The organism is Halobaculum sp. MBLA0147, from assembly GCF_041361345.1.
Classification (GTDB): domain Archaea; phylum Halobacteriota; class Halobacteria; order Halobacteriales; family Haloferacaceae; genus JAHENP01.
Genome location: NZ_JBGKAD010000001.1, coordinates 646,157 through 668,227, shown reverse-complemented (window position 1 = coordinate 668,227; position 22,071 = coordinate 646,157). Strand labels below are relative to the sequence as shown.

Genomic DNA, 22,071 nt, shown 5'->3' with positions numbered 1-22,071 from the left:
ACTACTCTCTCCTGTTCTCTGCATATCTGGGAGAGTTATCGCCGGTGTATCTTTCTGATATAATTTTCTTTTTTATTTGCATAAGGCGTTCTCGAATGCCACCGTCAGTCTGCTCCCAGAATTGGCGGAGCGTGGTTTCACTGATGTCTAGGGCAGCGATGACGGGCCCCATCCCAGTAACGAGTGAGACGAGTCCTTTGGCGATGCTCCAGCCGATCTCGGCAGCGGCTCGTTCTCCGTCGAACTGGTCGCTGTAGAGTTTCTTTCGTTGCTCGTCGGTGAGTCCGATCTGTTCGGCCTGTTCGCCGATGTGGTCGTACAACTCGGCGATTCGCTCCTGAATCGATGTTTTGGCAGATTCGAGTGCCTCGACTTGCTCGGTGTCTCCGGCGGCCATCGCGTCGAGAATCTTCTCCTCTTGGGTCTCGAGTGACTCCTCCTGAACGCTCACGTTGTCGATAGCCCACTCGAGAGTGTCCTCGATGTGTTCGATCCGATCCTCGTTCTGGGCTTGTTGGAACGAGCCGACCCCGCCACCTCGATTCTCGGCTTCGAACATCGCCTTCGCCTGTGGCACCACCTCGGCCGGGATTCGTTGGACGTGCACGTCGGTATCGGAGAGTCGCTGAATCCCGAGATCGCCACCGGACATCACGCGTCGGGCGGTCTCTTCGGCTTCCCGTTCCAGTTCGGGGTCGGGGTCGATTTCCAACTGCACGTCGTCCTGTGGAAGCATCGACAGTGCGCCACCGGTTTGCTGGCGGACGTGCGGCGAACCGGTCGTTATCGGTGCTTTGGTTCTCATTCTACTCAGTAGTAGAAGTCGTCGTCACGCTCTCTGCGGTGCTCTTCAGGCTCTGGAGCGAGCCAGTCGATGGTGGCGTCGGGGTCGTGGTACCGTTGGTAGAAGTCGAATTGTTCGTAGAGTGTCGCGGGGCGGTGACGGCCGAGTCCCTGAATGCGGAACGGTTCGGGTGGTGTGACACCCATCTCGACGTAACAGTCACGGGCGACACACAGGAGATTCCGAGCGAGTTGGTCTCGGAACGCCTCGACACTCTCGGGAGCGAACGGGAGGATGTCGAGTTGTGCGTCGGGGTCGCGAACGATGTCAAGTCGACCGTTGTACTCTGTGTGGTAGCTCCCGCTGATGTCGTCCCAGTGGACGTGGACGCCCGATGTTGCCGTGATAGTAAGATCGGATAGATCTGGCAGTGACGACTCTTCGACATGTCCCAACAACATGGTGAGTCGCTCCTCAACCGAGGTGTCTGCACCGATCTGGTCTGACGCGACGTGTGCCTCGGCAATGGAACTCGTGAGTTCGTCCATCACGTCGGGCTGGAGCCCGAGGTAGACATCCTGTTTGTAGTTGAAGTGCTGTGGTCGAACCTCGTCTGGAAGTTCGACCGCTGGCTCTGTGTCGGAGTAGTGACTCAGAACTTGCTGGTACAAATCGCCGAAGAACTCGTGGACAGTGTCTGTATCGAGACTCACGATAGCGAGGGCGGCGGCGAGGTGCTTGTCCGGATGGAAATTCCACCGAATTGCCTCGTACCCTCGCTCTCGCTCGACGACGTACCGTGCGTAGCGCCGTGCGTGGTTCACCGGTTCGTTTTCAGCCATCGACCGCTCCGTTGCGTCGTCTGGGTACGCATCACACTCGTGACCACGTATCCCACCACCGTCCTTTTCAACAGCAACCTTGTGTTTACAATTTCGGTTATCTAGTATTTCCACACCAACCCAACTATCTTCATTGTCAATAAATCGGTGTTTCATTGTGGGTACTCATCAAGATCAGATCTGACAATCCCTGCCGCCCGGTTTGAGATAGTCTCAACCCAGCTTTGAGGAGGATCACGCTGGTCGAGTTGTGCGATTAGATCGTCTTCTTGGACAGAATCGTCTCGGAGTTGTGAGTCGGTTTCGGAAGTTGCTCCAAGAATTGCGTTGACGGTTGCAGTGCTCTTGGCTGCCGAGACTCCAGCGCGCTTCAGTACGCTCACCCAGTTGATCTCTTTGGCGTTCGACATCACCGTCTCGACGAGTGCCTGCGCGTCGACCACGTCATCGACAGCCTGTGCGGCGTCGGTCATACTCTCACCGCCAGTCTTTATAAGCTCGCGGCGAGTTATCTCGTCGTCGCTGCTTCGCTGAACGTGAATCTCGGTGTCGGAGAGGCGCTGAATCCCGAGGTCGCCACCGGACATCACCCGTCGGGCAGTCTCCTCGGCTTCTCGCTCCAACTCCGGATCGGGGTCAATCTCCAACTGCACGTCCTCTTGCGGGAGCATCGACAGTGCGCCGCCGGTCTGCCGGCGAACGTGCGGCGAACCGGTCGTTGTCGGTGCTTTGATTCTCATTCGACTCAGTAGTAGAAGTCGTCGTCACGCTCTCTGCGGTGCTCTTCCGGTTCGGGAGCGAGCCAGTCGATGGTGGCGTCGGGGTCGTGGTACCGCTGGTAGAAGTCGTACGTGTCGTACCACGTTGAGAAGTCGTACGCACCGAGACCTTGCACACGGAACGGCTCGGGGGGTGTCACCCCCATCCCGACGTACCGGTCGCGAACTTGACAAAAGAGGTTCCGAATCATCCGGATGTGTAGTTCGTCGAGTGAGTCGGGTGCAAACGGGAGCAGTTCGATTCGCGCGTCTGGTTCTCGTTCGATATCTGGTTCGTCAGTCCGACGGGTCTGGTACTGGCCCGTCGCGTCGTCCCAGTGCAGTTGTAGGCCGGATGTCGTCTGAATCAGGTCGTCAACAGCTACTGTTTCGAGAATGTCTTCTCCAAGGTTGGCTACGTCAACACTGTTTTCCTCCACAATAGTGTCTCGTAGTTGATCGACTTGGGAAGTCACTGAACTAAAGTCAATGTAACTCTGTAGTTCCTCAGGCGAGCGGATGTACACATCTTTCTTATACGTGATGTTGTGGCCGATCACTCCCTCCGGAAGGGGAACCACTGGGTCAGTCCCCGTCGTGTGACTACGGAGTTGATGGTATAGATCTTCAAACTCAGACTTTATCGGCTTACTGGTAATAGATAAAAAGATAATGGTACGAATGAGCTTGTCAGGATTCTTCCAAGGCTTCACCGCATCACACTCACGTCGGTGATATACACAGTACCGTGCAAATCTTTCAACCTGATTAATGTGCTCACTTTCTCTAAGCGGACGCTCTCTGGGATCTGATTCGTAGTCATCTGCACTATGTGCCTCTATTTCGCCGCTGCATTTTAGCTCTATTAAGTGTTCCTTATGGTTATTGTCGAATATACTCAAACCCAGCTTACTGTCTTTTTCTCCTGTTATCAACCCATTCACGATTGATCACTTCGATTATTCGCTAGGCCTTCTAGATTGTCAGTGCTGAGCATTTTCCCTTCGATAACCTCGGCAGCACGCCCTGCGATGGTTGACACCCAGTGATCGGGTGGATCTATCTCTTGTAAGTCACTCTGTAGTTGCGCTGTCCGATTACGTTGATCGTCCACCTCTCCAAGTACCTCCGCCGCGAAGTTCCCACCTGGGAGTTCGCCCATCATTCCGAGAACAGCCGACTTGAGAATCTCTGCCGCGTCGTACTCTTCTAACAGGGAGTCTAGACTACCAGTGTCTGAGACAGGTGCGTCGGATGGGCTTGCGATGATGGAGTCGTAGTCTATCATGCTACTCGGGTCCATTCGCTGAACGTGAATCTCGGTGTCGGAGAGGCGCTGAATCCCGAGGTCGCCACCGGACATCACGCGTCGAGCAGTCTCTTCGGCTTCGCGTTCCAGTTCGGGATCGGGGTCGATCTCTAATTGCACGTCGTCCTGCGGGAGCATCGACAGCGCGCCACCCGTTTGCTGGCGGACGTGTGCCAACTCGTGCGCCAAGACGTGCTGACCTTCCACTGATTCCGGGTCGTACTCGCCGGCACCGAACGCGACGTGATTCCCGACGGTGAATGCCCGGGCGTCGATGGCGTCGGCTGCCGCCGCGGCTCTCGGGCCGGTGTGAATCCGCACGTCACCCAGCGAATCGCCCATCCGCTCTTCGACCGCACGTTGGATCGACGCGTCGAGCGACTGGCCGGGCGAGGTGATCACCTCACGAACGACCCGTGGCACGTCGGCGTTGCCACGGGGTACGGGAAGTGTGTCGTCGAGGCGACTCCGTTGCGCGGACTTTTCGTTCTGTTTCTCCGCGTTCCACGGAATTGGTGAGTCCTGGCGGTCGCGCCACCGCTGGATCTTCGTCGGGCTCTCCATAGCCGCGATCGGGACCCCCTCTTCGATCCAGTCGTGGACCATCGAGGGGTACGTGTTCTCCATCCGCCGGAGTTCCACCCGGTCGGCAGCGTCCAACGGCCCGCCGTACTGTGCCTCCGCCATCTGTCGAGTCGTCTCACTCAGTCGCTTCGAGCGTGACTGGCCCCGACGACGCCGCTCGTCCTCGTTGTGGGACTCATCGGAGGTGTCTCTCGACTGATCACGATTCTGTCGTTGGCGTCCTCCCATCCTCGTGTCTCTACGACTACCTTACCCAAACAAAACTGTTCTGGTGGTTACGTGTAGAAAGGTCTATATTCTCTCTCACAGAGTGTGGATACGACACGACGTATGAGCTACACGGACAGTCGCGACCACCTCTTGGACGAACTCGATCTGCTCGAAACTGCTCTCGAACACTGTGCTGGAGCAGCCGCAGACGGCCCGTCTGCTACAGGACAGACGAACTCCGACGGATCGGCCGACAGCACAGAAGTCGAACTAGCCGTTCCCGACCACGCGAGAGACGAGATCGCACGGCGACGGGAGCAGATCGAAGACCAGTGTGCTGCGACGACAGACACCACACTCCGGTTGCGAGTTCTCGCCGACCGATTCGATCTCTCTCGTCGTCACCTCGACGTGCTGTTACTCGCAGTCGGCCCGACCGTCCACGACACGTTCGCCGACCTCTTCGGGCAGCTCTCCGGCCGACACAGACTCCCGACGCCGACACTCGCCAGTCTCGAGTCGGTGTTCGCTACCGACGATCACCAGCGGCTGACCGTCTCACAACTGGTCGGCCCATCGTCACCGCTGGTGGCCAACGGATTCGTCTCCGTAGAGCCTGCACCGGACGAGAACGCGACCGATCGACAGCGCCGTGTCGTGGCAGAACAGCGCATCGTCTCGTACCTGAAAGGTCACGACGACCTCGACGATCGGCTCACTGGGACTTGTTCGCTCGTCTCTCCCGACCGTTCTGTCGACAATCTTCGTATCGAAGAGCCAGTGCAGACACGACTCACGACACTCGACGCCTCCGGGTCGACACCGGACGTTCACTACTTCCACGGCGCGGCGGGTTCTGAGAAGCGGCGTGCGGTGGACGCTCTCGTCGCCGACGAGCGCCTGCTCCGCGCCGACCTCGAGACGCTCCTCGACGCCGACCGGCTCGATAGGTTCCGCCGCGAGGCACTGCTCCAAGACTGCCCGGTCCACCTGAAGAACGTCTCGGCGGCGACCGCCGACCCCGGCGAGAACGTCGCGGCCGACCTGCCAGACCGCGAGCAACCACCGACGGTCGGGGAAGTACTCGACGCACTCGCCCCCCTCGAACGCGACCTCTACCTGACTGCGACGGACGCTTGGACCCCGACGTCGGGTCGCGACGACACCTCGTACTCACTCCTCCAGTTCCCCGACCCTTCCTTCAATCTGCGCGAACGGATCTGGGAGGGGTACGCCGACGAGCTCGCCGAGGACGTGGACCCGACGACACTCGCGAGTACGTTCGAACTGACCCAGGGGCAGATCGACGACGCCGTCACCACCGCCCGCGCACTCGCCGACGACGCCGAGGAACCCCTCTCGTTGGAGACGATCCGCGAAGGCTGTACCGCGCAGTCCGCAGAGGGACTCGAAGACCTCGCGGAGAAGATCGATCCCGACGCCACCTGGGACGAGGTGGTGCTCACCGACGACACCGAAGCAGAGTTGCAAGAGGTCGCTGCCAGAGTCCGTCACCGCGGAACGGTGTACGAGCAGTGGGGGTTCGAGGAACGCTTCTCCCGTGGTGCCGGCGTCGTGGCGCTGTTCGCGGGGCCGTCGGGGACGGGAAAGACACTCTCGGCGGAGGTGATCGCCGCCGACGCTGGCATGGATCTGTACAAGATCGACCTCTCCAGTGTGGTGAGCAAGTACATCGGGGAGACCGAAGAGAACCTCGAACGGATCTTCGACGCCGCCAGAGACTCCAACGCGATCCTGTTGTTCGACGAGGCGGACGCCGTCTTCGGCCAGCGTGCCGGGGTGAGTGACGCCACCGACCGCTACGCGAACGTCGAGGTCAACTACCTGCTCCAGCGGATCGAGAGCTACGACGGCGTGGTGCTTCTGACGACGAACAACGAGTCGCAGATGGACGACGCGTTCGTCCGCCGCATTCACCAGACAGTCCAGTTCGAGCGCCCGCAGGAGCGCCAACGCGAGAGTATCTGGCACGTGATGTTCCCGGAAGACACGCCGACGGAGGACATCGACTACGCGTTCCTCTCGCAGTTCGACATGCCCGGTGGGAACATCCGTAACGTCGCACAGACGGCGGCGGTGTTGGCTGCCGACGACGACGGGGTCGTCCGGATGAAACACGTCGTCCGCGCCACCGAACGGGAACTGAACAAGATCGGGAAACTGTACGACATCGCGGACTTCGGCGAGTACAGCGAGTACCTCCGCGCCAGCAGTGACGAGGCGACGGAGACGGACCGAGCAGGAGCAACCGCGACAGAGCGAAACACGTCACAGGCGACAGCCCACTCGAACGGCCACCGAGAGACGACAGCCTCCGCCGAGCAACGGTCGGACACCGGCGCCGAGCAGTCGACGGACGAGTCCGCTACGACATCGAGCGCCGATCACACCGAACGAACACCGAGTCCAGAGCCGACACAGACGGCGAATACGGGGGAGGACGGCTCGGTGTCTGGTACCACGAAGGCTGGCCCGCCAAATAAAGATGCGCTCGCAGCCGCCGAAGAGGCTCGCGGCGCGACCGAGCCGAGTCTCGCAGACGACACACCCGAGTCGATCGGAGTCGACAGCAACGAGACGGAGCAGGGGACCGACGCCGACTCGCTGGAGACCGGCGAGTTGGGTGAGGAGATGGCGGAGCCGGATCTCGAGGAGACCGGCACCCGCGACCGGCCCGAGGTCGTCGTGAAGCAGTTCTTTCAGTACCTCTCGGAGGGCGACGGTGAGGCCGCACACGCACTGTACCACACGGAGGGGTACGTCGAACAGTTCTCCGACCGGGAGATCGCGATGCTCCGCGAGAAAGACCTCGTGGTCAAAGACTTCGAACGACTCGCCGACACCAAACGACGCGTCACTCTCCGATTCGTCCAAGAACTCGGCGAACGCGAACTGCCCCTGGAGTACGAACTCCGCCCACAGAACCGCGAGTGGCGCATCTTCGACCTCAGACAGCCTGGGCGGTGATCGACGACGCACACTCGTCATTCACCCGACAGCCGACGGAGAAGAGAGCCTGGAGCGGGATTCGAACCCGCGAAGTCTCGATTACAAGTCGAGTGCATGAACCGCCCATGCTCCCCAGGCGCAGGCGACAGTACCGTCGCCCGGTTTGAATGCGTGTCGCTTTCACCCCGACGTGGGCGGGGAGCCGGTCGAAGGCGGTCCGCACGACCGCACCGGCGACTCCCACGCCCGCCCTGTCGCATCGACGACTCCCACTGTCTCCGCTCGCCCGACCCACTACTCGTCGAGCGTCTTCTCTAGTTCGACGCGGAACGGCTCGTAGCCGTGCCGTTCGTAGAACCGGCGTGCGTCGGTGTTGGCCGCCATCGCCTCCAGCGAGACGCGGTCGACGCCGTCGGCCGCCAGTCGCTCCTCGGCGGCTTCGAGGAGTCTGGCGCCGATCCCGCGACTCCGGTACCGCGTCGCGACGAAGAGGTCGTGGATCAACCCGCGGTCCGTGTCGACGTCGTAGTCCCCCTGTTCGGTGGAGAACGTCATGAACCCGACGAGCTCGTCGTCGACTCGGGCGACGAGGAGGCCGCCGGTGACGGCGTGTTGAGCGGCCGAGTCGCGGGCGAGTTGCCGGTTCGTCTCCGCGAGGAGGTGCGAACCGTACGAGCGCTGGTCGGCCGCCAGTCGTACCCACAGGTCTGCGACCGCGTCGGCGACGGAGATGTCGCCAACCTCGACGCTGACACCGGGTTCGCCGTCGCCGTCGGGCACCGGTTCGTCGCCACCATCGAGCATCGGCTCCTCACCCCCGCCGGACGCCGGTTCGTCGCCCCCGTCGAACACGTCTCGTTCGTCGGGTGCCACGGACATGGATCTTCTGGCGTCGCGACGACCGCGAGGCGAACGTTCGAACCGTACCACGAGAGAGACGAACGGAGCGTCCCGCGAGGAGAGTGTCCGGATCGCACCGCGAGGGTCGTCTCAGAGTTCGGGTTCGGTGGTCTCGACTTCCTCGAGTGAGCGGTTCTTCAGCGCCTCGCCGGTCTGGCCGTGGAACAGGTGGACGGCCGCTTCGGGGATGCGTGCGACGGCGGGTTGCCCCTCCTCGATCCGGCGCATCCCGCCGACGGTGGCGACGAAGGTCCGGTCGGCGTCCGCGTCGAACGAGAGGTAGACGTTGTTCTCGTCGCCCATCGGTTCGACCACGTCGACCACCGTGTCGAAGTCGCGGTCCGTCTCGACGGCGCCGACGATCTCCACGTCCTCCGGGCGGATGCCGAACGTCACCGTCGTCGCGTCCCCGACCGCCTCCCGTGTCTCCTGGGAGATGGGGTAGGTGAACGACCCCGCGTCCGTGCCGCCGGCGGGGCTGTGGACGAGTTGGTCGCCCTGGACCTCCATCTCGAAGAAGTTCATCGACGGCTCGCCGATGAACCCCGCCACGAACCGGTTGGCGGGCTGGTGGTACGCCTCCAGCGGCGTCGCCACCTGCTGGAGCACCCCGTCGTTCAGGATGGCGATCCGGTCGCCCATCGTCATCGCCTCCGTCTGGTCGTGAGTGACGTACACCGTCGTCGTGTCCAGATCTTCCTGCAGCCGCTGGAGTTCCGTCCGCATCTCCGAGCGGAGCTTCGCGTCGAGGTTCGACAGCGGCTCGTCCATCAGGAACACCTCCGGTTCGCGGACGATCGCCCGCCCGAGTGCGACACGCTGCCGCTGGCCGCCCGACAGCTCCGCCGGCCGCCGGTTCAGGAGGTCGCCGATCCCGAGCATCCCGGCGGTGTCGTCGACCAACTCGCGGATCTCGTCGTCGGGCATCTCCGTCGACTCTTCCAACCCGAACGACATGTTACCGCGGACGGTCATGTGTGGGTACAGCGCGTACGACTGGAACACCATCGCGATGTCCCGGTCTTGCGGCTTGCGGTCGTCGATCACGCGGTCGCCGAGTCTGATGTGGCCGCTCGTCACGGTCTCTAACCCGGCGACCATCCGCAGCGTGGTCGACTTCCCACACCCCGACGGGCCGACGAGGACGAGGAACTCCCCGTCGGGCACGTCGATCGATACGTCCTCGACGGCGACCACTTCGCCGCCGTCGTCGTCCGTGAACACCTTCGTCAGGTTCTCGAGTTGTAGTCGTGCCATGTTACGTAGCCACTCCCTTCGCGAACTCCTCGCCGAACAGTACGTACACCGCCAGCGTCGGCAGGGCGGCGACGAACGCCCCCGCCATCCGCAGGCCGAAGATCGTCCCGCTCTGTGAGGCGCCGAGCCCCGCCAGGATCAGCGTCACCGGCGCGGCCGCCGACGACTCCGCCTGCACCAACACCAGCGCGAACAGCAGGTCGTTCCAGATCTGCGTGAACTGGTAGATCAACACGACCGCGAACATCGGCGTCGACAGCGGGAAGACGATCCGCCGGTAGGCGCGCCGCACCGTCGCCCCCTCCAGCCGGGCCGACTCCAGCATCTCCTCGCTCATCCCCTTGTAGTACGACCGGAACAGGATCGTACAGATCGGAATCCCGTACGCGGTGTGGGTGACGATCAGCTCCACGATCCCGCTGTACGCGCGGTCGATCCCGAGCAGTCCCCAGATCGGCGACTGTCCGAGACTCAGGATCGAGAAGAACTGCGTCAGCGGCACCAGCACCGCCTGGTACGGGATGAAGATCCCGGCGACGAACAACAGGAGCACACCCACCTGGCCGCGCCAGTCGGTCAGCGTGAACCCGTAGGCGGCGAAGCTCCCGAACAACGCCGAGAGGATCGTCGCCGGCACCGCGTACAACAGGCTGTTCACCATCCCCGGGAGCAGTTCCTGCACCGCGGTCGCGTAGTTCCCGAGGGTGAACCCCTCCAGCGAGGGGACCACCGGGGACGTGGTCGCCACGGCGTCCGGCGTCTTCAACGAGGTGACGATCCCGGTCTCGATGGGCGTGAGGAAGAAGACGAGCAACGCGCCCAGCGTGAGGTACAGTCCTACGCGGTACCCGTTCACGTCGAGCCCCTCCTCTGCCGTCTCGTCGACCGTGCTCACGGCGTCTGCACCTCCGCGTGGCGGTCGACACCGACCGCCGTCGTCGTGTGTGTGTAGTGGCTCATGGTCAGAGGTTGTCGTTCTTGTACTCGTAGTAGAGGTACGGGCCGATCACGCCCAGCGCCATCAGGAACAGCAGGATCGCGATGGCGGAGCCGTAGGCCCACTGTTGGTTCTGGAACGCCTCCCGCACCATCTTCGTCGCGAGGATGTCCGCGCCGTTCGGGGGCCGGTAGCCGCCCACGAGCGCGAACAGGAAGTCGAACGCCTTCAGCGCGAACACCATCAGGACGACGGACGCCGAGACGGTCGCGCTCTTCAACTGCGGGACGATCACGCGGAGGTACATCCGGAAGACGGAGGCACCGTCGACGCGTGCCGCCTCGAAGTGGTCCGTCGGGATCGCGCGCAACGCGGCGAGGTAGACGACCATCGTGTACCCGGAGAACTGCCACACCAACGCGAACACGACCGCCGCCAACACCAGCGACTGGTTGCCGATGAACGAGAACGGACCCAGGCCGAACAGCCCGATGAAGTTGTTGATCACGCCGTCGAAGTCGTACATCCACAGCCAGAACTGGGCCGTGACGACGAACGAGAGGCTCATCGGCAACAGGTAGATCGTCCGGAAGGTGTTCTCGAACCGGATGTTCCGGTCGACCAGGATGGCGATCACCAGTCCCAACGCCAGCGAGACGACCGTGAACCCGATCAGCAACGCGAGGGTGTTCACACCGGCGGTGATCACCTCCGAGGAGCCGAACGCCTTCGCGTACATCTCGAAGTCCAAGTCGCCGTAGTTCGGGTCCGCGAACCCTTGGTAGTCGGTGAGACTGATGACGACGTTCCACACCACCGCGCCGTAGACGAACAGGCCGACCAGCAGCGTCGGCGGCAGCCAGAACGGCGACGACTCGAGGAAGTCCTCGCCCACGCGCTCCTCGAGCCGATCGGTCAGCCCACCGCCACGCGACGACGCGACACCGCCGTCTGTGGCGACGCCGGTCGCCCCTCCGTCGTCCGCCCGGGTCTCCTCGGGCCGTCCGCCGTCCGTGGCGACCGACGCGGCCGCGCCGGTCTCCACGCCGTCGTCCGGGCTCGTCGACTCGCCACTGCCCGTCTCGTCCGTGGTACTGTCCCACACACTCGCCAGCACTCGTCGTACGTACGAAAAAGTGGCCATCGGTCGGAGTGAGACGTTACGACTGGACCGTCGAGACGAACTTCTCGGTCGCGCCCTCGACGTTGTACGGTCCCGTGAAGTCGCTGGTCAGCGCCCCCTTCAGGTCGCTGATCTTGCTCGGCGACACCGCCAGCCCGTGCGCCAGCGTCGGCGGCTTCTGCTCGGCTTCGGCGAAGTCCTGGATCGTCTCCTGGAGGTACGGGCCGAACTCGCTCTCGTCGACGTCCGTCCGGGTCGGGATCGACCCCTTGAACTTGTTGAACGCGACCTGGCCCTGTTTCGAACCGACGAACTCCATCCACGTCTCCGTCGCGTTCGGAGACGGGTTGTTGGCTGGGTAGAGGAACGCGTCCGTGTGGAAGGTGTACATCCCCTCCGTGCCGGGGAACGTCTTGAAGCCCCAGTCCTCGTCGTACGCGAAGTCCTCCTTGTTCCGGAAGGCGCCGGCCGCCCAGTTCCCCTGGTGGATGAACGCGGCCTTGCCGTCCATGATCATCTGGTTGGCGCCGGTGAAGCCGGTCGAGGCGGCGCCCTCGGGGATGTACTCCTCGAGCATCGTCTTCGTGGCGGAGAACGCCTCGCGGACGGCGCCCTTCGACCCGCCGTTCTCGACGAAGTCCATGTAGGCGTCGTGGCCACCGGTCGACAGCATCACGGCCGCCCACAACTGGAGCGTCGTCCACGGTGCCTTCATCCCGTGTGCCAGCGGCGTCTTGTCCGTCTCCGTGGCGACCGTCTCCATCGCGTCCATCAGCTTCGACGCGCTGGTGAGCGAGTCGGGGTCGACGCCCGCCTCCTCGAGGACGCTCACGTTGTAGAACAGACAGTTGAGTCGGTGCGAGCCGACCGGCACCGCGTGGTATGTGCCGTCCTGTCGACACAGCTCGGCGGCCTCCTCGACGTGGGCCTCCTCCAGGCCACCGTCGCCGGTCCAGACGCTGGAGATGTCACCGAGCACGCCCTCGTAGCGGGCGAAGTTCTTGCCGGGCCAGTCCTGGAACGCGCTCGGCGGGTCGTCGTTCGAGAACCGCGTGTTGAGCACGCTCTTGAGGTTCTGGTTCGCGCCGCCGCCGATGGCCTTGAAGTTCGTGTCGACCTCGGAGTGTTCCTCTTTGAACGTAGAGATCAGGTTCTCGACGGCCTTCTTGCCGTCACCACCCGTCCACGCGTGGAGCACTTCGAGCGTGTTCGAACTACCGCCGCCACCTGTACACCCTGCGGCCGCCAGTGTCGCGCCGACACCGGCGGCACCTTGCAGATACCGTCGTCGTGAGATGTCTTCTGTCATGGTTACACTCTCGTGTGTCGGTGGCTGCCGTCGACGGGACCACCTTCCTGTCACCCGGTTGCGGGTGTGTCTCCCCCGTCAAACGTAGCCACACTGGACACCTGAGCATGAAAGCTTACTACATAAATTGTTTGCGCTCGTCGCCGTCCAGCGTTTTCAAACTGGGTAGTAACATCTCTTCACAGTTTTCGAAGTCCGGGGAGCCGTGTCGCGAGGCCAGAGTCGGAGTCGTTCGAGTGTCTCACGAGGGGTCACAGTAGTCCGCGGCGACGGAGTCGAGAGACGCCCCAACCCCACTGGGCGGCGCCCACCACCTCACAGTAGAACGCGACGACGAAGCCGATCCCGACGGGTGCGAGTGCGGTGCCCGCGGCGGCGCCGAAGACGATGGCGGTCACGCCCGTCGCCCAGCCGACGAAGTACCGGGCGTCGCGTGCGGTCGCTCGCAGGAGCGTCGTGTCGAAGGCGGCCGCGAGCCGGTGGTGGCGGCCGACGGCGGCCAGCGCGGCCGGCAGCGGGTAACAGAACACCGCGGCGGTCGCCAGCGTCGCGGTGCCGCCGACCAGCAGTGCGGCCGACGCGCCGGCCGACAGCGAGCCGCCGGTCGCGGCGCCGAGCCCGCCGACGCCGCGCAGCGTCACCGCGACGACGGCCGCCGGCACCGCGAGGTACGTCGCGGTCACGACCGTCCCACGGAGTCCGTCGGCGGCGAGCCGTCGGAGTTGGTCGCGAGTCGGCGGGAGCGTCACGACGGCGGGTGCACCGCGTCGTCCGGCGGCGCGGTCGCTCGCCGTGTGGAGCACCACCGCGACGAGGTAGCCGAGGACGACCACCAGCGGGAGCACCGGGAGGTAGACGGCCAGCAGGTGGAGGCCACTCCCGAGCAGCAGTGTCTCCCACCCGCCGGGACCGGCGACAGGGTACCGGACGAGCCCGTCTTGCATCACTCGTCTCGTGACGACCGAGGGTTTCAGGGGTGTCGGTTCGCGCTCGGGTGACGACCGTGACCGTCAGCCCCGGAGCGTCCGTCGACCGTCATCCGTCGTCCGCAGCGCGCACGTCGGTCCCGCCCTCCGGCACGTCGACCCCCGACAGCGCGGCCGTCAGCGTCGTCGCCTCCGGCTTCGACAGCGGGTCGTTGGCGTTCCCGCAGTGGGGCGACTGGACACAGGACGGACACCCCGCCTCGCAGTCACACCCCGCGATCAGCCGCGCGGTGTCCGCCAACAGGTCCTCGACGAACTCGTAGGCGGACCGTGTGATCCCGACCCCACCCGGGTGGCCGTCGTACACGAAGATCGTCGGCGCGCCCGTGTGCGGGTGGACCGGCGTCGACAGTCCCCCCACGTCCGCGCGGTCGCACAAGAGCCGAAGCGGCAACAGCGAGATCGTCCCGTGTTCCGCGGCGTGGATCCCGCCGTTGAATCCGTACTCCCCGCCGTAGGCCCGCATCGGCACCTCCAGATCCTCCGGCACGGTGTAGTAGAACGCCCGCGTGCGTAGCGTCGTCTCCGGCAGGTCCAGCGGCTCGCGGCTCAGTGTCTCCCCGGTCGAGCCGTCCTTCCGCTCGAACCCGGTCACCTGCTCGCGCACCTCGACGGTGGCGAACCGGACGGTCACGTCCGGCCGCGCCGTCAGCGACTTCTCGCGGTGGTCCGCCTCCACCGTCACGTCCTTGTCCGTCAACACGTCCGTGTAGTAGTCCGCGTACGTCGGTTGGAGCAGCGCCGTGTCCCGGTCCAAGTCGAGGTCCGTCACCTCGTAGTCCGTCCCCTGGTGGTGGTAGATCGCGCCGGGGTGGGCGTCCCGGAGCGCGTCGCCGAACGACAGCGACGCGATCTGGTCGTTCGAGCGGGCGTCCAACAGCCGAACCTCCCGGTCGTCGATGGTCCGGAGGTTCATCGAGTAGTGTGGGCTCTCCCCGCCGGCGTGGGTCCACCGCACCCCACGCGACGTGTCGCGACGTTCGAGCACACCCTCGTCGGTCAACCTCCCGACCACGTCCGCGAAGTCGTCGCCGAAGTAGCGCTCGTCGTCGCGCGACAGCCAGTTCTCGTCGGCGGCGGCCGCGACGTGGTCCGGCACCAGCGTGTCGTTGGTCGGGTCCGACATCGCGTCCTCCGGGTCGCCGGCGAAGAACTGGTCCGGGTTCTCCGCGAAGTACTGGTCCAGTTGGTCCTCCCCGGTCACCATCACCACCAGCGCCGGGTCCAGCCCACGACCGGCGCGCCCCGCCTGCTGGAACGCGGACATCCGCGTGCCGGGGTAGCCGTCGAGGAGCACTGCGTCGAGTCCACCCACGTCGACACCCAACTCCAGGGCGTTCGTCGACCAGACGCCGCGCACGTCGCCGGCGTGGAGACCGTCCTCGATCTCGCGGCGGCGCTCGTGGGTGAGTGCCGCCTGGTACGCCTCCACCTTGCCGGCGAGGTCCCGCTCGCCTCGCTGGCGGAGTTCGTCCGCCGAGTCCGTCGCGTACCGCTCGGCGGACTGTCTGGCGCGGGTGAACGCCAGTGTCTGTTTCCCGCGTGCCAGCAGGTCCACGAACAGCTGTTTCGTCTCCGTGTGACTCGACTTCCGGCGCCCGCTCTGTCGTTCGCGCTGTTCGTCGGTGTACTCCGGCGGGTTCCACACCACCCAGTGGCGCGGCCCGCGACCGGAGGTGTCCTCGTCGACCAGCGTGAACGACGACTCCGGGACGCCGACGGTGCGGGCGGCGTGTTCCACCGGGTTGCCGATGGTCGCCGAACAACAGACGAACTCCGGATCGGCGTCGTACCGCTCGCAGAGTCGGCGGAGCCGTCGCAGCGTCAACGCGACCTGACTGCCGAACACGCCGCGGTAGCTGTGGACCTCGTCGATCACGACCGTCTCCAGCGAGGAGAACAGCCACTCCCACAGTCGGTAGCCGTGGGGCAACAGCGAGTAGTGGAGCATGTCCGGGTTCGACAGGATCACCGTCGGCTGGCGGTCGCGCACGTCGCGTTTCTCCGCGTCGCTCATCCGGCCCGTGTACTGGGCGACGGAGACGCGCGAGCCGAACCCCAAGTCGTGGGCGAGGTCCGACAGCGTCTCCTCCTGATCTTGGATCAGGGCGTTCTGCGGCCCGAGGTACAGCGTCCGCCCGCCGTGGTCCATCGCCCGCTCGAAGGCGGGGACGGTGTACGCGAGACTCTTGCCGCTGGCGGTCCGGGTCGCCAAGACGACGTTCTCGCCGTCTCGCACCGCCTCGATGGCGGCGGCCTGGTGGTCGTACAGCGACTCGATCCCGCGGTCCGCCAGCGCCGACTCGAGTCGCGACTCCAACTCGACGTCGGTGAATGAGGGGTCGCGTCCCGGGAGCGTCCGACTGTCGGCGATCTGGCCGCGGTAGTACGGGCGGTCGCGGAGCCACTCGACGGTGTCGTCCACAGACCGAGCAGGGGCGGCGCGCGCTTACGGGTTGTGGTCGTCGGATGTGGTGTCGTCGCTGGTCGTGGCGCCTGCGGTGGGTTCGGACGGCGACACACCGCTCGCGTCCGCCGACGCACCACTCGCGTCCGCCGACGCACCGCGACCGTCACTCGTCGCCTCCACCCGCCGCCGCAGCGCGCGGTTCATCTGGTCGAACCCGTCCGCGAGTACCCTGACGAGCGCGTCCGGTACCGCGCGCCCGACGGCGCCGCCGACGCGTTCCACCTGTGCGAACTCCGTGCGCGAGGCCACCTCGCCCTCGGCGACGACCGCGCCGTCCGCGTCCAGCGGCGTCAACTGGAAGGCGTGTTCCACGGTGAGCAACCCGCCGCCGGGGAGGTTCGTCTCCCAGGCGAGTTCCCGTTCGGGGTCACACCGCGTGATCTCGGCGTGGATCGGTACCGGCGGGACCCGCGGCTGTGCGATCACGGCACGCACCGTCTCGCCGACGGCCGCCTCGCCGCTCGCACGCGGGATCAGCGGGTTCCACGCGCCGTACCGCTCGAAGGCGACCAGCGTCGCCCACACCTCGCTCGGGGGTGCGTCGATCACCACGGACCGCCTGACACTCATCGTGTGTTCCAGGGGTTCCGCGGGCTTCAACGCCGTGGTCGTCGCGCGTCGCCGTCTCCGCCGACGGCTCGACGACCCACCGACTCCCGAGTTCGACGACTCGCCGGTTCGACGACCCGACTGTCTGCCGACGAGAGACCTTTGCCCGCGAGGCTCCACAGACCGCCCGTGAGCGGTGGCACCTACACGCTCGTGTACGAGGTCCCGGAGCCAGTGACCCTCTCCGTGGGTGCGCTGGGTGAGTGGACGCTACCCGCGGGTGGGTACGCCTACACGGGGAGTGCGCTCGGGAGCGGCGGGTTCACTCGCGTGGACCGCCACGAGCGCGTCGCCGCCGGCACCCACGACACGCGCCACTGGCACGTCGACTACCTCGGCGGCCACCCGGCGGTGTCGCTCGTCGGCGACGAACGGCTCCCGGACCGCGACGCCGAGTGTGCGGTCGCGTCGGCGCTCGCCGACGGCCCCGTGCCGGGCTTCGGGGCCTCCGACTGCGACTGTACGTCCCATCTGGCGCGGTACCCCGACCTCGAGGCGGCCCGCGAGGCCGTCCGAGCGGTCCTCGCGGAGATCTGAGTACCTCGCGGCGACGAGGAGGGTGGCGAGGGCGCCCCACGTTCCCCGACCGCAACACTTTCGCCGTCTGCTCTCGCCCGTGGCGACGTGTTCCCGACGCTCGACTACTTGACGTGGATCCGCGGCCGCCCGGCCGCGGCGACCCACGACCTCGGGTCCAGCGACCTCGACCCGACGGAGCCGTCCGCGACGCCCGACCCGGTGCCGGAACGGCTCCGCGGGCTCGCGGACCCCGACCACGACCGCCCGCTGGCCGCACAGATCGCCGCGGAGTACGGCGTCGATCCGACGCAGGTGCTCCCGACCGCAGGCGCGACACACGCGAACTTCCTCGTCGCCGCCGCGGCGCTGTCGGCGCGTGGCGCGGACGCCTCCACGGCCGCGCACGACACCACGGGACCCCCCCGCGAGACGACGGAACCTGCCCACGACACCGCGACAGCCGCGGTCCCGCGCGTCCTCGTGGAGTCACCGGGCTACGAACCACTCGTCGCCACACCGGACACGCTCGGTGGTCGCGTCGAGCGGTTCGAGCGGTCGGACGGCCGTCTCGACGCTGACCGACTCGCGGCCGCCGTCGAGGGTGGAGTCACCGCCGGCACCGCGGACCCGTCCACGTCCCCGCTCGCACTCGTGACGGTGTCGAACCGCCACAACCCGACCGGGCGTCTGGCGAGTCGGAGCGAACTGGCCGACGTCGCCGCGGTCACCGCGGCCAGCGACGGCCTCTGTCACGTCGACGAGGTGTACGCGCCGTACGGCGCCGCGGCGACCGGCGACTCCGACGAGACGGCGCGCGACGACGACCGCACCGCCTTCGGCGGCCCGACCGCGGCCGGGTTGCCGAACACGGTCGTCACGGGGTCGTTGACGAAGTTCCACGGGTTCGGCGGTGTCCGACTCGGCTGGGTCGTCGGGCCGGACCGGTGGATCGAGCGCGTCGAGCGGGTGCGCCACTACGTTCCGGGCGTCGCGGAGCCCAGCGTCGCCCTCGCACGGCGGTTCTTCGCCCACCGCGACGAGTTGGTCGCCGCCGGGCGCGACCACTGTCGTCGCAACGCCGCGCTGTTGGCGGACTTCGTCGCGGACCGGTCGGACGTGACCACGACCGCACCGCCGGGCTGTCCGTTCGGGCTCCTGACGCACGACCGCGCCGACGGCGACACGGTCGCCGAGGCCGCCTGGGACGCTGGAATCCTCGTCGTGCCCGGTCGGTTCTTCGGGTGCCCCGAGTCCGTCCGCGTCTCGCTGGGACGCGCTCCCGAGCACTGCGAGCCGGCACTCGCGGCGCTCGGCGACGTGCTCGACGATCTGTAACCCTACTCGGCGAGCGGCGTGGCGACCGTCCCGTCGGGGTGGAGCGCTACTCGACCAGTGCCGCGGCGACCGTCTCGACGGGGTGTGGCGGCTCCGCGTCAGTCGCCCCGTGGTCGTCGAGTTGTGTGCGACAGGAGGCCCCCGGTGCGGTGACCGTGTCCCCGTCGCTGTCGGCGACCTGCTCGACGAGCCCCTCCGCGACGGCGCGACTCATCTCGTAGTGTTCCGCCTCGTAGCCGAACGAGCCGGCCATCCCACAACACGTCGAGTCCAGTGGGTCCACCGCGTACCCCGCGCGCCGGAGCACGCCGACCGCGTGGTGGTCCTTCGCGGTCGCCTTCTGGTGGCAGTGGCCGTGGTACGTGAGTGACTCGTCGGGCGCGTCGAAGGCGACTCGTTCGTCGAGTCGGAACGTGTCGACGTACTCCAACACGCCGTAGCTCGCGTCCGCGACGACTGCCGCGTCGGGGTCGTCGCTCCCGTGGAGGTCCAGCAGGTCGCTCTGGAGCATCACCGCCTCACTCGGTTCGACGACCACCACGTCCGCGCCCTCGCGGACGCGCGGAGCCAGTTCCGCGACCGCCTCGCGAGTCCGCTCGCGGGCGCGGTCGAGGAACCCCAACGAGTGCGCCGGTCGCCCGGTGTCCTCCGTCGCCGCGAGTTCGACGCGTACGTCCGCCGCCTCCAACAGCCGCACGGCGGCCCGCCCCGCCTCGGGGCGCGTGTAGTTCGTGTACGTGTCGGGGACCAAGACGGCGGTGCGGTGTGCCTCCCGCTCCGGGACGGTCGACCCGCCGCGCGCGGCGAACCAGTCTCGGAGCGTCTCGCGCCGGAACGTCGGGAGGTCGCGCTCGGTCGCGACGCCGACGAGTCGCTTGCCGGCGTCCGAGACGACCGGGAGCGAGGCGGCGACGTTCGACAGCGGCGCCAGCGCGCTCCCGACACGGGACACCCAGTTGACGTTCGCGAACAGGTGATCGCGCACCACTTCGGGGTCCAGGAACCGACGGAGGCCGCGGTCGGCGGCGTCGCGCTCCCGTGCCTCGTGTGTCACCTCCGCCTTCAGTTTCGCCATGTCCACGCCGCTCGGACAGTCCATCTTACACCCTTTACAGCCGACACACAGGTCCAACACCTCCGTCCGGAACTGCTCGTCCGTCGGGTCGTCGGGCAACTCGCCGGACATCGCGGCCCGCAGGGCGTTCGCGCGCCCCCGCGTCGACTGGATCTCCTCGTCGGCCGCGCGGTAGGTGGGACACATCACGCCGCCGGTGGTCGACTGCTCGCCGCGACAGCCGCCACAGCCGTGACACAGCTCCACCATCCCCTGGAAGCCGTTCTCCGTCTCCCAGGCCAACTCCGGCTCGAAGCCGGCGTCGAACTCGTAGTCGGGGTCGAACCGCAGGTTCTCCGTCGGGTCGTGGTCGCCACACACCGTCCCCGGGTTGAGTAGCCAGTCGGGGTCGAACGCCGTCTTCAGCGCCCGGAACCGCTCGAACAGCCGCTCGCCGTACAGCTTCCGGTTCCAGACGGTCCGGGCGCGCCCGTCGCCGTGTTCGCCCGAGACCGCGCCGCCGAACGACACCACCAGGTCCGTCACGCGATCCGCGATCTCGCGGAGCTGGTCGACCCCGTCGACGGTCTTCGTGTCGACCAGCGGGCGCACGTGGAGCACCCCCGGGCCAGCGTGGGCGTAGAACGAGGCGTGCGTCCCCGTGTCGGCGAGGATCTCCTGGAATCCCTCGACGTACGCGGGGAGGTGTTCCGGCGGCACCGCACAGTCCTCGATGAACGAGATGTGTTTCTCGTCGGAGGTGCGCCCCAGCAGGATCGGCAGCCCCGATTTACGCATCTTCCAGAACGTGGCCCGGCGGTCCGCGTCGTGGGCCTCCATCGCGTCGACGGCGACCCGCTCCGCGTCCGTCGACGGGCGATCCGCAGACGGCTCGGCCTCTGGGGCCGCGTCCGGGACCCGATCCGCGAGGAGCCCGGCGACGCGCTCGCGACCCGCGGCGTCACTCTCGGCGTAGAACTCCACGAGCAACACGGAGTCGGTGCCGTCCGGCAACAGGCCGACCACCTCGCCGAACTCCGCCGTCTCGCGGGCGAGGTCCAGCAGGGTGTCGTCCATCACCTCGACGGCCGCCGGGTCGTGCTCGAGGATCGGGGCCACGTCCGCCATCGCGTCCCCCAGCGAGTCGTAGGTGAGCAGGGCGACGGCCTCCGTCTCCGGGATCGGCTCCAGCGACACCGTCGCCTCGGTGACGATCCCGAGCGTCCCCTCGCTCCCGGCGAGCAGTCGCGCGAGGTTGACGACGCCGGCCTCGCCGTACTCCCCGTCCGCCTCGGCGACGAACCGGTCGAGGTTGTACCCCGAGACGTTCCGCTTCAGCTCCGGGTAGCGGTCCCTGATCCGGTCGGCGTCCTCGTCGAGCACCGCCACCAGTTCCGCGGCGACCCTGTCGAGCGTAGACCCCTCGGGGTCCGCCCGGTCTCGCAGGGCGTCGACTCGGACCTCGCCGAGTCGCTCGACGGTGCCGTCGGCCAACACCACCTCGCACGACTCCACGTAGTGGTCCGTCTTCCCGTACTTCAGCGAGTGCGAGCCGGTGGAGTTGTTCCCGATGGCGCCGCCGATCGCGGACTTGTCCCCCCACGCGGGGTCGGGCGCGAACTTCAGTCCGTGTGGCTCCAGGCGCTCGTTCAACGTGCCGAGCAGACACCCCGCCTCGACGGTCGCGGTCCGCGCCTCGGGGTCGACGGACACCACCTCGTCGCAGTGCCGCGTGAAGTCCAGGACGACCGCCTCGTTGACCGTCTGGCCCGCGAGCGACGTGCCGCCACCCCGCGGGAGCACCGGGATCTCGCGGTCGGCACAGTAGGACACGACACTCGCCACGTCGGCCGTGTCGGTCGGGAGGACGACACCGACGGGCGTCTCGCGGTACGCGGAGGCGTCGGTGGCGTACAGCGCCCGCGAGTAGGTGTCGAACCGCACCGCCCCGTCGACGCGGTCGCGGAGGTCCGCGACCAGCCCCGGGCGTGCCACTTCGTCTGCGGCGTAGTCGAACGCCGTCCGGTCGGCGGCCGCGAGTCGGCTGGCGGTGTCGGCCCGCGGGTCTCCTCCCGGCTCCGAGTCTCGCGGCGGGTTCGTCGTCACGCCGCGGC

16 protein-coding genes, 1 tRNA gene and 1 pseudogene are annotated in these 22,071 nt (G+C 66.4%); 3 read left to right on the top strand and 15 right to left on the bottom strand.

What is annotated here, in order from left to right; all coding sequences use genetic code 11:
- Position 1: 1 nt before the first annotated feature.
- The 5 genes and pseudogenes from RYH80_RS03125 to RYH80_RS03105 form a co-directional block, all read right to left on the bottom strand.
- Positions 2-736 (bottom strand): hypothetical protein, encoded by a 735-nt coding sequence (locus RYH80_RS03125; RefSeq protein WP_370902407.1) that lies wholly within the window; start codon positions 734-736, stop codon positions 2-4.
- A 74-nt stretch (positions 737-810) separates the two neighbouring features.
- Positions 811-1,782, bottom strand: coding sequence for a DUF7958 family protein (locus RYH80_RS03120; RefSeq protein ID WP_489753321.1), 972 nt, complete (start codon positions 1,780-1,782; stop codon positions 811-813).
- 364 nt (positions 1,783-2,146) lie between these two features.
- Positions 2,147-2,330: pseudogene (locus RYH80_RS03115) on the bottom strand (DUF4157 domain-containing protein); the annotation flags it as partial.
- Positions 2,331-2,371: 41 nt separating this feature from the next.
- Complete coding sequence (locus RYH80_RS03110; RefSeq protein WP_370902405.1) at positions 2,372-3,328, bottom strand: DUF7958 family protein; 957 nt, start codon at positions 3,326-3,328, stop codon at positions 2,372-2,374.
- Positions 3,325-4,380 carry an eCIS core domain-containing protein gene (locus RYH80_RS03105; RefSeq protein ID WP_370902404.1) on the bottom strand — a complete coding sequence of 352 codons (1,056 nt, stop codon included), beginning with the start codon at positions 4,378-4,380 and terminating at the stop codon, positions 3,325-3,327. The genes RYH80_RS03110 and RYH80_RS03105 overlap by 4 nt, the downstream gene beginning before the upstream one ends.
- Before the next feature lie 210 nt (positions 4,381-4,590).
- Between RYH80_RS03105 and RYH80_RS03100 the strand changes: the two genes are divergently transcribed.
- Entirely contained in the window at positions 4,591-7,476 is a 2,886-nt protein-coding gene (locus tag RYH80_RS03100; protein WP_489753320.1) for an AAA family ATPase, read from the top strand.
- 46 nt (positions 7,477-7,522) lie between these two features.
- On the opposite strand, the gene RYH80_RS03095 is transcribed toward RYH80_RS03100, so the two are convergent.
- The 9 genes from RYH80_RS03095 to RYH80_RS03055 all read right to left on the bottom strand — a co-directional run bounded on the left by RYH80_RS03095 (position 7,523) and on the right by RYH80_RS03055 (position 17,010).
- Positions 7,523-7,596 (bottom strand) — tRNA-Thr (locus tag RYH80_RS03095).
- 156 nt (positions 7,597-7,752) lie between these two features.
- Entirely contained in the window at positions 7,753-8,337 is a 585-nt protein-coding gene (locus RYH80_RS03090) for a GNAT family N-acetyltransferase (RefSeq protein ID WP_370902402.1), read from the bottom strand.
- Positions 8,338-8,448: 111 nt separating this feature from the next.
- Positions 8,449-9,615 (bottom strand): ABC transporter ATP-binding protein, encoded by a 1,167-nt coding sequence (locus RYH80_RS03085; protein ID WP_370902401.1) that lies wholly within the window; start codon positions 9,613-9,615, stop codon positions 8,449-8,451.
- Between the two features lies 1 nt (position 9,616).
- Positions 9,617-10,510, bottom strand: coding sequence for a carbohydrate ABC transporter permease (locus RYH80_RS03080; protein WP_370902400.1), 894 nt, complete (start codon positions 10,508-10,510; stop codon positions 9,617-9,619).
- A 67-nt stretch (positions 10,511-10,577) separates the two neighbouring features.
- Positions 10,578-11,597 (bottom strand): carbohydrate ABC transporter permease, encoded by a 1,020-nt coding sequence (locus RYH80_RS03075; protein WP_370904637.1) that lies wholly within the window; start codon positions 11,595-11,597, stop codon positions 10,578-10,580.
- Positions 11,598-11,712: 115 nt separating this feature from the next.
- Positions 11,713-12,984 carry an ABC transporter substrate-binding protein gene (locus RYH80_RS03070; RefSeq protein WP_370902398.1) on the bottom strand — a complete coding sequence of 424 codons (1,272 nt, stop codon included), beginning with the start codon at positions 12,982-12,984 and terminating at the stop codon, positions 11,713-11,715.
- Positions 12,985-13,235: 251 nt separating this feature from the next.
- Positions 13,236-13,928 carry a DUF4013 domain-containing protein gene (locus RYH80_RS03065; RefSeq protein WP_370902397.1) on the bottom strand — a complete coding sequence of 231 codons (693 nt, stop codon included), beginning with the start codon at positions 13,926-13,928 and terminating at the stop codon, positions 13,236-13,238.
- Positions 13,929-14,019: 91 nt separating this feature from the next.
- Positions 14,020-16,395: a DEAD/DEAH box helicase gene (locus RYH80_RS03060; protein ID WP_370902395.1), complete on the bottom strand. Its 2,376-nt coding sequence runs from the start codon at positions 16,393-16,395 to the stop codon at positions 14,020-14,022.
- 24 nt (positions 16,396-16,419) lie between these two features.
- Positions 16,420-17,010 carry an SRPBCC family protein gene (locus RYH80_RS03055; RefSeq protein ID WP_370902394.1) on the bottom strand — a complete coding sequence of 197 codons (591 nt, stop codon included), beginning with the start codon at positions 17,008-17,010 and terminating at the stop codon, positions 16,420-16,422.
- 120 nt (positions 17,011-17,130) lie between these two features.
- Between RYH80_RS03055 and RYH80_RS03050 the strand changes: the two genes are divergently transcribed.
- Both RYH80_RS03050 and RYH80_RS03045 read left to right on the top strand, forming a co-directional pair.
- Positions 17,131-17,586, top strand: a complete 456-nt coding sequence (locus RYH80_RS03050) for a GIY-YIG nuclease family protein (protein ID WP_370904636.1) — start codon at positions 17,131-17,133, stop codon at positions 17,584-17,586.
- A gap of 87 nt (positions 17,587-17,673) precedes the next feature.
- Positions 17,674-18,903: a pyridoxal phosphate-dependent aminotransferase gene (locus RYH80_RS03045; protein ID WP_370902393.1), complete on the top strand. Its 1,230-nt coding sequence runs from the start codon at positions 17,674-17,676 to the stop codon at positions 18,901-18,903.
- A gap of 46 nt (positions 18,904-18,949) precedes the next feature.
- Here the strand turns inward: RYH80_RS03045 and RYH80_RS03040 are convergent, their stop codons facing one another.
- Positions 18,950-22,063 (bottom strand): FAD-binding and (Fe-S)-binding domain-containing protein, encoded by a 3,114-nt coding sequence (locus RYH80_RS03040; RefSeq protein WP_370902392.1) that lies wholly within the window; start codon positions 22,061-22,063, stop codon positions 18,950-18,952.
- Positions 22,064-22,071 lie beyond the last annotated feature (8 nt).